Genomic DNA, 14,733 nt, shown 5'->3' with positions numbered 1-14,733 from the left:
TAAGCAAACATTCGTTCCCCCTTAGTTCAGTCGGTAGAACGGCGGACTGTTAATCCGTATGTCGCAAGTTCAAGTCTTGCAGGGGGAGCCACTTTCTAAAGCCAAGTTTTCAAACTTGGCTTTTTTTGTGTCTTGCGTATGCTCATAATAAAAAGAGCCAGTTTGCACCAGCTCAATCGATTGGAACGTTCGCGGTAATTCACGATAGCCGGTTACTTAAAACCCTTCTCTTTCTTAATCAAATCGTACGCATTTTGGATCTCTTGCGATTTTTCTTTCGCAACGTTCATCATCTCTGGTGGTAAGCCTTTGGCCATCAATTTATCTGGGTGATGCTCATTCATCAATTTGCGATAGGCACGTTTAATCTCTTTAGCATCCGCATCTTTACTCACGCCTAACACATCGTAAGCATCAGTGAGGCGTTCAGCTTGCGCGGCTTGTTGCCACTGCCCAGATTGCTGGTAGCCTTGTTGTTGGCCACCAAAATTTCCGCCTTGTTGAAAACGAAAGGCCGCTTCTTGCATACGCAAGCGTCTTTCCAGTTGATCGGATGAGAAACCCAAACTACGAGCGATTTTGTGCAGTACATTGCGCTCGCTAGGGTGAACATCCCCATCGGCAAACGCGGCTGATATTTGCAATTCGAGGAAAAATTGCAACAAGTCAAAGCGTCCACCCGTCGAAAGGCGCACACGCTCCAACACTTCCTCTAAAGGAAAACCACTCTCTTTCCCCTCACGAAACGCATCTTGAGCCGCTTTACGTTGCTCACCATGTAAGTTCATACGCTCCATCATGATGGTAGCTAGCTGGATCTCTTCTTTGGTGACTTGCCCTTTCGCTTTAGCAACATGGCCCATGACCGCGAAAGCGGCTTTAAAAAATTCGTCTTGTCGCTCAGTTTGGCTTGGCCCTGAACCAAATGAGCTAGTTTTAAACCCCGCTTGATTCAAACGACGAGCTTTATCAAATTGATGCCCGAGAAACAAACCAAAAAATGCGCCAAACGGTCCTCCAAATAAGAAGCCAAAAAAAGCGCCAAGAATTTTGCCAAAAATATGCATTATGTGCTCTCAATCTATGAATTTTTCAGGAGTAAAGCGGTCTGATAGTGCCGGGAGCTTCAATTTCCTTTATGATAAGAAACGTTTTATTTTACATTCGGCCATCCATCTTCCGAATCAATCAAGTTCAAACAGGATAGTACAACTCGATGTCATGTTTTTCCCGCACCTTGTTAGCCGCTTCAATTAGCGCAGCTCTTTTTGTGCCACAGACTCAAGCAGAAGCTATGTTAGACAATAGTGTGCAGGAAATGCCCGCTATAGATCAATGTTTGATCAACGAACCTGAAGCAGAAAACTCAAGTCAGCAACCGATTAATGTCGAGGCTGATACGCTAGAAGCCGTGAACGGTGAACGCGCAAACTACTCAGGCAATGTGGTCGTTGTTCAAGGTAAAAAACGCATTCTAGCGGATACCGTTACCCTGCATCAGAAAGATAATATTGTGGTTGCGCAAGGTAATGTCAACTTCAGTGACGGTGAAGTAAGGACCATTTCTGACAAAGCCACCAACAATCTTAATACGGATTTAATGACATTAGAGAACACAAAATATCAATTTTTGTGTGAACCCGGCCGCGGTGAAGCTGTGTATATTTCCAAAACGGGTAAGGCCGTTTATGAGATAGAAGATGGTTCGATTACCTCTTGCCCTGAAGGCAATAATGCATGGCGATTGAAAGCATCCAGCATTGATATTGACCAAAATGAAGAGCAAGCCACTTTTTATAATCCGCGCTTCGAGATTCAAAATATTCCGATTTTTTATCTGCCATTTCTTACGGTGCCGATTGGCGACACACGTAAAACGGGATTTTTATACCCTACCGTTTCTTACGGTTCTAGCAATGGTTTTGAAGCCCAAGTGCCTATTTATTGGAACTTAGCGCCAAACTATGACCTAGAAACGACCTTTAAATATATGCAAGAACGCGGTACGCAATTAAACAGTGAATTCCGTTATCTGAATGATTTTGGTACAGGTAACATTAAATCTGAATATTTACCTGATGATCAAAAATATCCGGAAAAGGGCAGCCGCTGGGGCTTCCAATACCAACACAGTGGTATTTTCAACCAAGCTTGGAAGTTTGAAATTGACTACTCTCAAGTCAGTGACATTAGCTACTTTAGTGATTTAGACTCAGGTATCGGTAACCGAGAAGATGGTCAGCTTATCCAAGAAGGTAAAGCCACCTACCGGACCCACAATTGGGATTCATCGATACTGGTTCGCGACTTTCAGCTGCTTACAGAAGACAAAACTAGCACCAACCAACCCTATCGCTTGATGCCACAGATTGCGTTTAATTACTATGCGCCCGAATTATTACCGTATTTGAACTTTGATATGGTGAGCCATCTGTCGCGTTTTGAAACCGATGCAAGAGGAAAACCTGCAGCCACCCGAGCGCACATTGAACCGGGCTTTACTATTCCTCTCAGTAACACCTGGGGCACTTGGACAACCGAAGCGCGAGTGCTTGGTACTTATTACCAACAAGACCTCAACGGTGTTGACCTCAATTCGGATAACTATAAAGACCTAAAAGAGAGCGTTTCACGCATCATTCCAGAATTTAGAACTCATGCGGGATTAGTACTGGAAAGAGATACGGTTCTGTTTGATGACTATACGCAGACACTTGAGCCGCAGATTCAATACCTGTATGTACCGAGAGAAGATCAGCGCAATATCGGGCTATACGATACAACGCTACTGCAAACCGATTATTATGGTTTATTCCGCAGCCGTAAATACAGCGGTGTCGATTATATTGCCCCGGCAAATCAGATCAGCTACGGTGCCTCTTCACGGTTTTTCGACGATCAGTATAAAGAGCGTTTAAACATCTCTTTTGGCCAGATTTTTTACCTCAAAAAAAATCTCAAGAACTCCTCACCCAATGAGACAGAGAATTTAGACACTAACTCCAACTATTCGGCTTGGGCCGTCGAAATGGACTTCAACTATGATGATTTACTCTTCTACCATGGCGGGGTTCAATACGACATTGATAGCAGTACGATGCAGCTCGCCAATAGTACTCTAGAGTACCGCGTGGGTTCTGGATACATTCAAACTAACTATCGTTACGTCACCAAAGAGTATATTGATAATACCGTTGGCGATACAATTACCAATATCAATGCCATTACCAAAGATGGCATTTCACAAGCCGGTTTACTGGCTGGGTATCAGATCTCCAAAAAGTGGAATGCTAGCGGACAGTACTTCTACGATTTAACCACGGAAAAGAGCCTAGAGTGGCTGGCTAACCTAAGCTACACCTCAGATTGTTGGTATATTGGTTTTACTTATAGTAATCAACTGCGGAAATGGGATGGTGATTTTGTTACTGACCCTAATGCTACGCCACTCTACGAAAATAACTTTAGTTTGAACTTTGGTATTGTCGGTTTTGGCACCACGATTGGTGCAGGTTCCGGGATGACGGGCGTAGACAGCGCTGGAAATTCATTAAGTTATGGTCGTCCATTTTTCCTAAACAACTAATTTATTCGGCCTTTGCTTAAGCGTAAAGGCCCTTGCTCATTTTGATAGGACTACAAATGAAATTGTGGAAACACACACTGATTGGATTGATGGCAACATTAAGCCTAAACACCGCATCCGCTACTCCTGTTGAGCTCGATCGCGTCGCCGTCATCGTCAATAGTGGCGTTATTTTACAGAGTGACATTGATGGTGCATTAAAAACCTTGACCATTAATGCAAAGAAAAATGGTCAAACGCTACCCGAAGAGACTGTGCTGCGTGAGCAAGTGGTTGAAAAATTGATTATTGATACCATTCAGCAACAAGAAGCACAACGCATTGGCGTGCGCATTGACGATAACCGACTCAGTGACGCGATCGCCGACATCGCGAAAAACAATAATCAAACCCTAGAACAGCTTAACGCTTCTGTTACTGCTGAAGGGCTGACTTATGCCGAATTTCGCGAACAAGTACGTAAAGAAATTGCAGCAAGTGAAGCGCGCAATGCTTTAGTTCGTCGCCGGATCAATATATTACCGGACGAAGTGGACAACTTAGCCAATATTCTTGCGCAAGAAACCAATGCAACGGTGCAATATAAAATCAGCCACATCCAACTGCGTGTTGACGACACTCAAGATAAGGCCGCAGTAGAACAGCAAGCCAAAACCTTAGTCGAAAAACTCAACCAAGGAGCGGATTTCAGCACCATGGCTTATACCTATTCAAAAGGTCCGAAAGCGCTGCAAGGTGGTGATTGGGGCTGGATGCGCAAAGAAGAAATGCCGACAATTTTTGCCGACCAAATCAAAATGCAAAACAAAGGCTCTATTATTGGGCCATTTCGCAGTGGCGTCGGTTTCCACATTCTTAAAATTGATGACGTCAAAGGATTAGAAACCGTCGCGGTCACGGAAGTTAATGCACGCCATATTTTAATCAAACCCACGGTCATTTTAAGCGATGACGGCGTACAAAAAGAGCTACATGACTTCATTCGTCGCATTAAGGCAGGTGAAGCGACCTTTGGTGAATTGGCGCAACAATACAGCCAAGATCCCGGCTCTGCGGCGCAAAATGGCGAATTGGGTTATCAAACACCGGATCTGTACGTGCCGGAGTTTCAACATCAAATCGAAACATTATCGGTTGGACAAATCAGCGAACCCTTTAAAACCGTTCATGGTTGGCATATTGTCGAAGTGCTTGATCGCCGTGAAGTCGACCGCACCGACTCCGCACTGAAAAACAAAGCTTATCGCATTCTTTTTAATCGAAAATTCAATGAAGAAGCCAGCGCATGGCTACAAGAAATGCGTGCCAGTGCCTTTGTCGAAATTATACAGGACAACCAAGATGACAATTAAACGCATCGTGGTTACCGCTGGCGAGCCCGCGGGTATTGGCCCAGATTTGGTGCTGGCCTTATCAAAAGAAGATTGGGCACATCAACTGGTGGTATGCGCGGACAAAAGCTTGCTTGCAGAGCGCGCTAAAGAGCTCAATATTGACGTTATATTGGAAGACTACTCAGTCACCTCTGCACCAAAACCACAGCAAGCGGGACGGTTAGTAGTGGATCATATTCCCCTCGGCGCACCGGTGATAACGGGGAAACTGAATGAAGCCAATGGACATTATGTATTAAATACATTAGAAAGAGCCGCTTTAGGCTGTATGAATGATGAATTTGATGCTATTGTCACCGGCCCTGTGCACAAGGGGGTGATCAACCGAGCTGGCGTTGCATTTAGCGGCCACACTGAATTCTTTGCAGAAAAGTCTAATACTCCACTGGTGGTTATGATGCTCGCAACAGAAGGGTTGAGAGTCGCGCTAGTGACAACACATATTCCACTGGCTTATGTATCAAAGGCAGTAACGGTCGAGCGGTTAGAAAAAATCATCACTATTTTGCATAAAGATTTGGTGGAAAAATTTGCCATTGCTCAACCCAAAATTTATGTGTGTGGTTTAAACCCACACGCGGGAGAAGATGGCTGTCTAGGCCGTGAAGAGATAGAAACCATCACTCCAACACTAGAAAAAATTCGTCAGCAAGATGGCATTAATTTGATTGGCCCACTACCAGCCGACACCATCTTCAATGACAAATACTTGCAAGATGCCGATGCTGTTTTAGGCATGTATCACGACCAAGTCCTGCCCGTGTTAAAGTACAAAGGCTTTGGTCGTTCAGTAAATATTACTCTTGGTCTACCCTTTATAAGAACATCGGTCGATCATGGCACCGCACTCGAATTGGCAGGGAAAGGGCTTGCGGATACAGGGAGCTTTAGAACAGCACTCGCCTACGCGATTGACTTGGTAGAAAAGAAACCTAATTAATTTCGAGAAAACTATGAGAAATGATGTCCACTTAGGGCACAAAGCGCGTAAACGTTTTGGTCAAAACTTCCTAAACGATCCATACATTATTGATGGCATCGTCTCTGCGATTAACCCTCGTCCGGGACAAAATTTAGTTGAGATCGGCCCCGGTCTTGGAGCGATAACTGAGCCAGTCGGCCGCGAAGTGGATAAATTCACTGTTATTGAGCTAGACCGTGACTTAGCTGAGCGCCTGCACAACCACCCAGAATTATCGAGTAAATTGACGATTCACGAAGGCGATGCGATGCGCTTTGACTTCACGCAGTTGGTGAAGCCGAATAATAAACTGCGCATTTTCGGCAACTTGCCATACAACATTTCAACGCCATTAATGTTCCACTTATTTGAATTTCATAAAGATATTCAAGATATGCACTTCATGCTGCAAAAAGAAGTGGTCAACCGTTTAGCTGCCGGTCCCGGCAGTAAAGCTTACGGGCGCTTAACGGTTATGACGCAGTATTTCTGCAAAGTGGTTCCTGTGTTGGAAGTTCCGCCAACGGCCTTTGTACCGCCACCGAAAGTTGATTCAGCCGTGGTGCGTTTGGTGCCTTATGAAGTACTGCCGCATCCCACGACAAACATGAAATGGTTAGAGCGTGTCTGCCGAGATGGTTTTAACCAACGTCGTAAAACCGTACGCAACTGCTACAAAGGTTTGATTGAGGTGGAAACGCTAGAAGAACTTGGGGTCAACCCTGGCATGCGCCCGGAAAACCTAACACTTGAACAGTTTGTTGCTATGGCAAACTGGTTAGACGCTCATCACGCCTAATAATGATTGAGCGATAAACGGCCAATGTCTATCGCTCATCTATAAAAACAAGGAGTTAACATGGATATATCTGAACCTTGTATCAAAATCCAAGTCCATACCCAGTATCTCCCCGAGCAGTCCAATCCCGATTTACACCGCTATATCTTTGCCTATGTGATCACCATCCGTAACCTCAGCAACCAGCAGGTACAGCTGATGAGCCGCCGTTGGTTAATTACCGATGCGAATGGCAAACAGATGTCTGTGGAAGGTGATGGCGTGGTCGGGGAACAACCGATTATCTTGCCCAATGATGAGTACCGCTATAACAGTGGTACGGCGTTGGAAACGCCAGTCGGTGTGATGCAAGGTCATTACATTATGTTAGATGAATCGGACGCTGAATTTATTGTTGAAATTGAGCCGTTTCGTCTCGCTATTCCTAATGTTTTAAATTAAAAGAGGTAGCCGTGGCGAACTATATTGTCGGCGACATTCAAGGCTGTTTTGATGAACTACAGTGTTTATTGGCTCAAGTGCAATTCCAACCACAACAAGACACACTGTGGGTAGCTGGCGACTTAGTTGCAAGAGGCCCTAAATCTCTAGAAACGCTACGTTTTATCAAACAATTGGGTAGTTCGGCACGCATCGTTCTAGGCAATCACGATCTTCACCTACTGGCCGTCTCGCTGGGCATCCACCCATGTAAACCTCGTGATAAAACCTTACCCATATTACAAGCGAACGATGCAACAGAGCTACTCACTTGGTTGCGCCATCAACCGCTCCTCGCTGAACATGCTGACTTTGTCATGTGCCATGCGGGGATTTCTCCTCTATGGGATCTTGAAACTGCACGTCAAGCAGCAAAAGAAGTCGAAAGTATTTTGCAAAGCGATCGTTGGCGTTGGCTTATCGAGCAGATGTACAGCAACACACCTGATATGTGGAGCTCGAAGCTAGAAGGGATTGACCGCTATCGCTATACCATCAATGCCTATACTCGGATGCGTTTTTGCTTTGCTGATGGGCGTCTTGATATGGCGTGCAAACTTCCTCCTCAAGAAATAAAAGATGAAGAATTGTTACCGTGGTTTGCCCTACCCAAACGCCTTAAACTCGATAAAACAGTCCTCTTTGGCCACTGGGCTGCGTTAGAAGGTTACCGCAGCGACGAAGTGATAGGGCTTGATACTGGCTGTGTGTGGGGAGGATGTTTGACCATGCTACGCTGGGAAGATAAACACTACTTCACTCAACCAGCGTTAACCCATAAAGGCTAACGAATAAAAAGATCCGGATCGTTGCTTAATATCGATCCGAAATCCTCTATTGCTTATCAAAAACCACAAACTGCATGTTGTGAGCATTTTTGTCATCCGCTTGATACATTTCACGATGAACTTCTTGCCACTCACTCCCCCACTCGGGAAATTGTGTATCTCCCTCAATATTTAACTCAATAAAGGTGAGGTATAGTTTATTGGCCTGTGGCATACAGGCTTGATAGATAGAGCCGCCACCAATGATCATCACTTCATCCACATGACCCGCAACCTCAATGGCTTCTTCAATCGAAGAGACAATACTCACCCCTTCAATTGCCAATGAAGCATCACGACTGATCACGATATTATGGCGACCGGGTAACGGGCGACCAATAGACTCATACGTTTTTCGCCCCATGATCACTGGTTTGCCCAACGTACAGCGTTTAAACCATGCAAAATCTGCTGGTAAATGCCATGGCATTTGATTGTCTTTACCAATAATCCGGTTGTCTGCCATCGCGGCAATCATGCTGATGATCATAAATAAGATCCTAAAGTGTCATCACGAAAAATAGCCCATGCCCTTACACTATGGGTTTGCGCCGATAGAATAACAAACCCGGAACCGCAAGGCCAACCGCTAAGCCCGCGATAATAAACATCGCTTTTAAAAAATTATCCATCAGTATCGCCAGCAGCTCTGGCGTAAAACCAAGATGGTTAATTTCAACCATTGCAATCATCGCTTTAAAGGCAAAAACCCCGGGAACCATTGGGATCAAAGCCGCTACCGTAAACACTTTAGGGTGAGCTAAAAATTTACGCGACCAACGCACGCCAATCATTCCAACGATAGTTGCAGCAAAAAAAGTCGCCCACTCAATGGGAATTCCAAATTGCATCATTAAGTAACGTGAGCCATGACCAATCGCACCACCTAACGCACAATATTTTAGGGCTGGTACAGGAACATTAAACACCAAAGCAAAACCAACGGCTGGGATTGCAGCAAAAAACATGTCATTGGCTAAACCGAGTAATAAATTCATCCAATCCATCGCTACCACCCCCATACACCCGTCACGCTCATCGCCGCAACGATGCCCAAACTCGTTGCCAACGTAAGCAAACTTGCCATCACAAAACGGGCAATACCCATATTGATATAACCTTTAAGCATATCCGCGACCGCATTAATTAAAGGAAAACCGGGGACTAACATCAGTACAGAAGAAGCCATCACAATGGTTGGTTTATTGCCTAGCTGGTAGATGATAGCTTGCGCTGAAATGATCGAAGTGACAAATGAGGTCACCGTAAAGTTGACGAGCGGATTAAATTGGCGATGCCCAATCTCTTGGCGCACAATCATACCCGCCGCAGAAGCAATGAACGTCATCGTAAACACCGTCCAATCTCCGCCAGCTAAACGAGCAAATGCAGCACAAGAGAGACCAATCATTACCACAACCAACCAACGGTTGTAGCGTTCAGGGCTGATTTGATTGAGTTTTTTCTGCGCAAGGGAATAATCTAAAATCCCTTTTTCCATCATGATGCAGATGCGCTGGACTTGCGTCACTACCCGCATATTGATCCCACGATCAGGACAACGGCGCGCAGTCGTAATGCAATGGCCATCGTAAACCGTGGTTAGCACAAGTGAACTCGCCGAGAGCGATACTTCCACTTCACTCATGCCACACGCCGCTCCCATGCGACGCATAATATCGCCCACCAGTGTACTTTCCGCACCATGAGCCAACAACATTTGCCCAGCTTGGGCGATCAATCGAGAAACAAGCCTCTGTTTGGATGTCATGATTCCTTTCCGAACGTCCTAAAAGCCCAATAGTGTGCCCGAAATTGGGTGCTTTAAATATGATTTAGCTATAAAAAAGCCGCAATAATTATTGCGGCTCAATCAATTCAGGAAAATTAATCACGAACATAGATAACGTGACCGTCATCTTCTTCGTCGTCCCAATCATCCCAGTCATCACCATCTTCAGTGATCACATTTTGGCTGTTCATCTCATCTTTATGGTAATCATCCCACATGAAATCGACTTTCTGAGCTTCACTGAGCTCTTCCTGCTCACGAGGTAACGTTTCCATATAGTCAGCCAACTCACGGCACAAATCCGCCGTACCTTGTTGGTTTACTGCCGAAATTTTGAAGTATCGCCCTTCCCAAGCCAGCGCATCTAAGATCTCTTGGATCTTTTCATCGGCTTCTTCTTCAAGCATCAGATCAACTTTGTTGAACACCAACCAACAAGGTTTTTGTGACACTTTTTCACTGTATTGCTCTAGCTCATCAAAGATGGTCAGCGCATTTTGCGCAGGATCACTTTGATCAACAGGAAGGATGTCGATCATATGCAGCAACACTCGGCAACGTTCTAAGTGCTTTAAGAAGCGAATACCTAAACCAGCACCATCGGCCGCGCCTTCAATCAAGCCCGGAATATCAGCGATCACGAAACTTTTCTCAGGAACCACACTCACGACACCCAAACTTGGGATCAGCGTAGTGAAGGGGTAATCAGCGACTTTTGGCTTCGCTGCTGAAACAGAACGAATAAAGGTTGATTTACCCGCATTCGGCAAGCCAAGCATACCCACGTCAGCTAACAGTAAAAGCTCAAGGCGTAATTCGCGCACCTCACCTTTTTTACCCATGGTTTTTTGGCGTGGTGCACGGTTAACGGATGACTTAAAGCGAGCATTACCTAAACCATGCCAGCCACCTTTAGCGACCATCACTTTTTTGCCATGCTCTGCAACTTCACCCACAACTTCATTGGTGTGAATGTCAACCGCTCGAGTCCCAACAGGCACCTTCAAAGTAATGTCTTTACCGCGCTTACCTGTACAGTTAGCACCACCACCATTTTGGCCGCGCTCAGCAGCGTAAAAGCGTTGGAATCGGTAATCAACCAAGGTATTTAAGTTTTCATCGGCTTGGATATAAACGTCGCCGCCATCGCCGCCATCGCCGCCATCAGGGCCGCCTTTCGTCACGAATTTTTCACGCCAAAAGCTCACGACACCGTTACCGCCATCACCCGCTTCGACTTTAATTATCGCTTCATCAACGAATTTCATTTGTTACTCCACGCTCTTTGCGTTGCGATATCATTGTCACACAATGATATAAATTCTAGCAGATACACATTCAGGATCGACCGTGATCATCCTTCGTTTTATCCACAATTGGAACACATAAGGAGAAACTCTAGTGATTAGAGTGTCTTCTTTTCTGTTCGGCTGATAAATAAAAAACCCCACCGTAACGGCAGGGCTTTTGAGTTCAGTTAGGTATAAATTTATTCAGCGTCGATGCTAACAAATTTACGGTTTTTAGGACCTTTAACTTCAAATTTCACTTTACCTTCAGTAAGAGCGAAAAGAGTATGGTCTTTACCGATACCAACGTTAGTGCCTGCGTGGAACTTAGTACCACGTTGACGAACGATGATGTTACCTGCAAGAACAGATTCACCACCGAAACGCTTAACACCAAGACGTTTGCTTTCTGAATCGCGGCCGTTACGAGTAGAACCGCCAGCTTTTTTGTGTGCCATTGTTAAACTCTCCTAAATTACTTAAGCGTTGATGCCAGTGATTTTCACTTCAGTGAACCACTGACGGTGGCCTTGTTGTTTACGAGAGTGTTTACGACGACGGAACTTAACGATTTTAACTTTATCGCCACGACCGTGTTGTACTACTTCAGCAGTAATTTTACCGCCTTCAACAAGAGGTGCCCCAACAGTGATTTGCTCACCGTTAGCAACTAGTAGAACTTTATCAAATTCAACAGTTGCACCAGTTTCAACGTCTAATTTCTCTAAACGAAGAGTTTGACCTTCGCTTACACGGTGTTGTTTACCACCAGATTGGAAAACAGCGTACATATTTTACTCCGCTCTTTCCGCACAGCCGTATGCTTTTTATTTGAGCAATTTGGGTGTGCGCTAAACTAATCATCAATAGGGCGCAGATTCTACGCGAATGAGTACCCCAAGACAAGCCATATTTTGAAAAAATTGGCGAAAAGCTAATCGCCAATGAAAAGTGGCGCAATCATGCCTTTAAGCCTTGTATTAATCAACGTTTTTTAGTGTATTATTCGAGAATTATAGAAGAACACAACACCTTATAGGTTCTAACTTCAGCCGGATTAACCATGGATTTTAAAGCTATCCAAACGCTTACTGCCGATGACATGGCAAAAGTGAATGAAACGATTCAAGCTCAGCTCAACTCTGATGTATCTTTAATCAATCAATTAGGATTCTACATCGTCAGCGGGGGTGGGAAACGCCTGCGTCCTTTGCTGGCTATTTTGTCGGCTCGAGCCCTTGGTTATCAAGGTGAAGCGCACACGACTGCCGCTGCATTTATTGAATTCCTCCACACGGCAACCTTGCTGCATGACGACGTTGTCGATGAGTCGGATATGCGCCGTGGCAAGGCAACAGCGAACGCGGCATTTGGCAATGCAGCGAGCGTGTTAGTGGGGGATTTCATCTACACGCGTTCCTTCCAAATGATGACTACACTAGGATCGTTAAGGATCCTTGAGCTGATGAGCGATGCGGTGAACGTTATCGCTGAAGGCGAAGTGCAACAATTGATGAACTGTAATGATCCAAACACTACCGAGGAAAATTACCTACAGGTGATCTACTCGAAAACGGCGCGTTTGTTTGAAGCAGCGACCCAGATTGGTGCGATATTAAGTAACGCTTCTCCTGAAATTGAAACGGCACTACAGAACTATGGTAAGTACCTTGGCACAGCTTTCCAGCTCATTGATGACGTGATGGATTACACCTCTGATGGCAGTGAAATGGGCAAAAATGTGGGCGATGATTTAGCGGAAGGCAAACCAACACTTCCTCTATTGTACGCAATGCAGCATGGTACACCCGAACAAAAAGAGATGATCCGTGAGGCCATCGAAAAAGCCAATGGCATGGAACAGCTTGATGAGATTCTAGCGGCAATGAAACAGACAGGCTCGCTTGAATACACAACCAACAAAGCGCTAAAAGAAGCCGATAAAGCGATCAATGAGCTGTCTATCCTGCCAGAAAGTGAATATAAACAAGCACTGATAGCTCTAGCTCATATGGCTGTGAATAGGACAAAGTAGAACAGCAGCTAGCTTGGACGAAGAATCGACCTTTGCCTAGAAATGCACCGCTACAAAAAGAGCCTCAATTGAGGCTCTTTTTGATTCTAAGCGTTATTTAAAACCCGCCTTGCCAAATCATGCCAAATGCAAAAACAGCCACGATCGTTAAAGCACAAGCTCCTAACTTTTCTTTGCCTTGAAAAGGATCAATGCCCTGCTCTCGTTTGGCTTTCATGTAGAAATAGAGCCCAGGTAAGTAGAGTAGCGCGGAGAGCATCAAATAGTGCAAACCAGAGGCATACAAAAGCCAAATCCCATAAATGGTGGCACAAGAACCTATCACCAGAAGTTTGCCTTTATTCTTCTGTTCAATCGCGATCTTTAACGTAAAGGCACCGATCAAAAAATAGGGAACAAGGATCATTTCTGAAGCGAAGATCAGCAGCGTATCGTAGGTACTGCCTGCGTACATCACCAGAATCAGTGAGACCTGAATGCAAATATTGGTTAGAGTTAACGCTTTTACTGGGCTCCCCGCTTCGTTTTGCTGGGCGTAGATGGCAGGAAACATCTTATCTCTAGCACATAAAAATGGCGCTTCGGAGGCCAGGACCGTCCAGCTAAGAAAAGCACCGCACACCGAAATAATTAAGCCAACACCGATAATGTACTCACCCCAAGGACCAAGAATAGTCGTCAGCACTTTGGCCATTGAAGGGTTCTGATATTGCGCCAATTCAACCGGTTTAATCACGCCCATCGACAATAAGGTGACCAATACATAAATGGTCAACGCCGTAAGCAAACCGAGAATAGTCGCTTTACCGATATCAGCACGGTGGCGAGCGCGGCTTGACACAACAACCGCTCCCTCTATTCCGATGAACACCCATACCGTGATCAACATGGTGCTTTTTATTTGATCCAGCAGATCATGGCCAACACCGAAGTGTAAGCCTGTAAAATCCAATGTGAATTTGTCCCAAGAAAAAGCAAAAGCGGCACAAATGATGAACAACACGAGAGGGATCATTTTAGCAAAGGTGGTAATCAGATTAATGAATGCGGCCGTTTGTACTCCTTTTTTGACCAACGCATGCACCAACCAAAGTAATACCGATGCACTCCCAATGGAAAGCCACGTATTACCCGCCCCAAACATCACGTTATCTGGTGTATCAAACAACATGCCTAAGGTACTAAAAACAATTACCAGATAAGAGACATTAGCCACCATGGCGCTAAACCAGTAACCCCATGCGGAACAAAAACCCGCAAAGTCACCAAATCCTTCTCGAGCAAAACCAAATACGCCACTATTAATATGAGGTTTATGAATGGCAAGTTGTTGAAAAGAGAGCGCAAGAAAGATCATACCAACGCCGGTGATCCCCCAACCGATCATTACCGCCAAAGGGCTGGCGACTGAGGCCATGTTTTGTGGCAGGCTAAAAACACCAGCGCCAATCATTGAACCAATGACCAGTGCTGTCAGTGAGCCCAAACCAAGCTTATTATCCATGGGAACTATCCAGTGAGTGTTTACACATTAGAGGAAGGCGCTATTTTAGAGAACATATTTACCAGA

15 protein-coding genes and 1 tRNA gene are annotated in these 14,733 nt (G+C 45.1%); 8 read left to right on the top strand and 8 right to left on the bottom strand.

The genetic code is table 11. The annotated features are described in order from the left end of the window. Nucleotides 1-15: 15 nt before the first annotated feature. Nucleotides 16-91: transfer RNA gene (locus PL85_RS08820), tRNA-Asn, on the top strand. A gap of 121 nt (nt 92-212) precedes the next feature. Here PL85_RS08820 and djlA read toward each other — a convergent pair. After that, nucleotides 213-1,067 carry a co-chaperone DjlA gene (gene djlA / locus PL85_RS08815; protein ID WP_017043798.1) on the bottom strand — a complete coding sequence of 285 codons (855 nt, stop codon included), beginning with the start codon at nt 1,065-1,067 and terminating at the stop codon, nt 213-215. A 149-nt stretch (nt 1,068-1,216) separates the two neighbouring features. Here djlA and lptD point away from each other — a divergent pair, with 149 nt between their 5' ends. Genes lptD through apaH form a run of 6 tightly spaced genes read left to right on the top strand, consistent with a single transcriptional unit; the run spans nt 1,217 to nt 8,008 of the window. After that, nucleotides 1,217-3,586 (top strand): LPS assembly protein LptD, encoded by a 2,370-nt coding sequence (lptD, locus tag PL85_RS08810; RefSeq protein ID WP_115339479.1) that lies wholly within the window; start codon nt 1,217-1,219, stop codon nt 3,584-3,586. A 56-nt stretch (nt 3,587-3,642) separates the two neighbouring features. Then, complete coding sequence (surA, locus tag PL85_RS08805; RefSeq protein WP_094144475.1) at nt 3,643-4,938, top strand: peptidylprolyl isomerase SurA; 1,296 nt, start codon at nt 3,643-3,645, stop codon at nt 4,936-4,938. Further along, nucleotides 4,928-5,920, top strand: a complete 993-nt coding sequence (pdxA, locus tag PL85_RS08800) for a 4-hydroxythreonine-4-phosphate dehydrogenase PdxA (protein WP_017050645.1) — start codon at nt 4,928-4,930, stop codon at nt 5,918-5,920. Before surA ends, pdxA begins: the two co-directional genes overlap by 11 nt. A gap of 13 nt (nt 5,921-5,933) precedes the next feature. Further along, nucleotides 5,934-6,740, top strand: coding sequence for a 16S rRNA (adenine(1518)-N(6)/adenine(1519)-N(6))-dimethyltransferase RsmA (gene rsmA, locus PL85_RS08795; protein ID WP_115339478.1), 807 nt, complete (start codon nt 5,934-5,936; stop codon nt 6,738-6,740). A gap of 60 nt (nt 6,741-6,800) precedes the next feature. After that, complete coding sequence (gene apaG / locus PL85_RS08790) at nt 6,801-7,181, top strand: Co2+/Mg2+ efflux protein ApaG (protein ID WP_017043801.1); 381 nt, start codon at nt 6,801-6,803, stop codon at nt 7,179-7,181. 11 nt (nt 7,182-7,192) lie between these two features. Then, the gene (gene apaH, locus PL85_RS08785; protein ID WP_013857837.1) at nt 7,193-8,008 is read left to right on the top strand and encodes a bis(5'-nucleosyl)-tetraphosphatase (symmetrical) ApaH; all 816 of its coding nucleotides are present in this window, start codon (nt 7,193-7,195) and stop codon (nt 8,006-8,008) included. Nucleotides 8,009-8,054: 46 nt separating this feature from the next. Here apaH and folA read toward each other — a convergent pair whose 3' ends face one another. The 6 genes from folA to rplU form a co-directional block, all read right to left on the bottom strand. Next, complete coding sequence (folA, locus tag PL85_RS08780; RefSeq protein ID WP_017043802.1) at nt 8,055-8,537, bottom strand: type 3 dihydrofolate reductase; 483 nt, start codon at nt 8,535-8,537, stop codon at nt 8,055-8,057. A gap of 43 nt (nt 8,538-8,580) precedes the next feature. Next, nucleotides 8,581-9,069, bottom strand: coding sequence for a threonine/serine exporter family protein (locus tag PL85_RS08775; RefSeq protein WP_013857839.1), 489 nt, complete (start codon nt 9,067-9,069; stop codon nt 8,581-8,583). Next, a complete protein-coding gene (locus PL85_RS08770; RefSeq protein ID WP_013857840.1) occupies nt 9,057-9,818 on the bottom strand; it encodes a threonine/serine exporter family protein in 762 nt (253 codons plus the stop codon). Before PL85_RS08770 ends, PL85_RS08775 begins: the two co-directional genes overlap by 13 nt. A 116-nt stretch (nt 9,819-9,934) precedes the next feature. Continuing rightward, nucleotides 9,935-11,107, bottom strand: coding sequence for an Obg family GTPase CgtA (gene cgtA, locus PL85_RS08765; protein ID WP_017050648.1), 1,173 nt, complete (start codon nt 11,105-11,107; stop codon nt 9,935-9,937). Nucleotides 11,108-11,328: 221 nt separating this feature from the next. Then, nucleotides 11,329-11,586 carry a 50S ribosomal protein L27 gene (gene rpmA / locus PL85_RS08760; RefSeq protein ID WP_010320621.1) on the bottom strand — a complete coding sequence of 86 codons (258 nt, stop codon included), beginning with the start codon at nt 11,584-11,586 and terminating at the stop codon, nt 11,329-11,331. Between the two features lie 21 nt (nt 11,587-11,607). After that, complete coding sequence (rplU, locus tag PL85_RS08755; protein WP_010320620.1) at nt 11,608-11,919, bottom strand: 50S ribosomal protein L21; 312 nt, start codon at nt 11,917-11,919, stop codon at nt 11,608-11,610. Nucleotides 11,920-12,191: 272 nt separating this feature from the next. Here rplU and ispB point away from each other — a divergent pair, with 272 nt between their 5' ends. Then, nucleotides 12,192-13,163 (top strand): octaprenyl diphosphate synthase, encoded by a 972-nt coding sequence (gene ispB / locus PL85_RS08750; protein WP_094128145.1) that lies wholly within the window; start codon nt 12,192-12,194, stop codon nt 13,161-13,163. Nucleotides 13,164-13,260: 97 nt separating this feature from the next. Here the strand turns inward: ispB and PL85_RS08745 are convergent, their stop codons facing one another. Next, on the bottom strand, nt 13,261-14,667 hold the full coding sequence (locus PL85_RS08745) for a basic amino acid/polyamine antiporter (protein ID WP_088720784.1): 1,407 nt from the start codon (nt 14,665-14,667) through the stop codon (nt 13,261-13,263). Between the last annotated feature and the right edge of the window lie 66 nt (nt 14,668-14,733).

Origin of the sequence: Vibrio anguillarum (genome assembly GCF_001989995.2) — a bacterium.
Taxonomy (GTDB): domain Bacteria; phylum Pseudomonadota; class Gammaproteobacteria; order Enterobacterales; family Vibrionaceae; genus Vibrio; species Vibrio anguillarum.
This window is presented reverse-complemented; position numbering and strand designations above follow the sequence as displayed.

Excerpts from the sequence above, each read along its gene's own strand:
- pdxA (WP_017050645.1), top strand. The coding sequence starts at position 4,928 with ATGACAATTAAACGCATCGTGGTTACCGCTGGCGAGCCCGCGGGTATT.
- lptD (WP_115339479.1), top strand. The coding sequence starts at position 1,217 with ATGTCATGTTTTTCCCGCACCTTGTTAGCCGCTTCAATTAGCGCAGCT.
- surA (WP_094144475.1), top strand. The coding sequence starts at position 3,643 with ATGAAATTGTGGAAACACACACTGATTGGATTGATGGCAACATTAAGC.
- PL85_RS08770 (WP_013857840.1), bottom strand. The coding sequence starts at position 9,818 with ATGACATCCAAACAGAGGCTTGTTTCTCGATTGATCGCCCAAGCTGGG.
- folA (WP_017043802.1), bottom strand. The coding sequence starts at position 8,537 with ATGATCATCAGCATGATTGCCGCGATGGCAGACAACCGGATTATTGGT.
- rpmA (WP_010320621.1), bottom strand. The coding sequence starts at position 11,586 with ATGGCACACAAAAAAGCTGGCGGTTCTACTCGTAACGGCCGCGATTCA.
- djlA (WP_017043798.1), bottom strand. The coding sequence starts at position 1,067 with ATGCATATTTTTGGCAAAATTCTTGGCGCTTTTTTTGGCTTCTTATTT.
- rplU (WP_010320620.1), bottom strand. The coding sequence starts at position 11,919 with ATGTACGCTGTTTTCCAATCTGGTGGTAAACAACACCGTGTAAGCGAA.
- rsmA (WP_115339478.1), top strand. The coding sequence starts at position 5,934 with ATGAGAAATGATGTCCACTTAGGGCACAAAGCGCGTAAACGTTTTGGT.
- PL85_RS08775 (WP_013857839.1), bottom strand. The coding sequence starts at position 9,069 with ATGGGGGTGGTAGCGATGGATTGGATGAATTTATTACTCGGTTTAGCC.
- PL85_RS08745 (WP_088720784.1), bottom strand. The coding sequence starts at position 14,667 with ATGGATAATAAGCTTGGTTTGGGCTCACTGACAGCACTGGTCATTGGT.
- apaG (WP_017043801.1), top strand. The coding sequence starts at position 6,801 with ATGGATATATCTGAACCTTGTATCAAAATCCAAGTCCATACCCAGTAT.
- cgtA (WP_017050648.1), bottom strand. The coding sequence starts at position 11,107 with ATGAAATTCGTTGATGAAGCGATAATTAAAGTCGAAGCGGGTGATGGC.
- ispB (WP_094128145.1), top strand. The coding sequence starts at position 12,192 with ATGGATTTTAAAGCTATCCAAACGCTTACTGCCGATGACATGGCAAAA.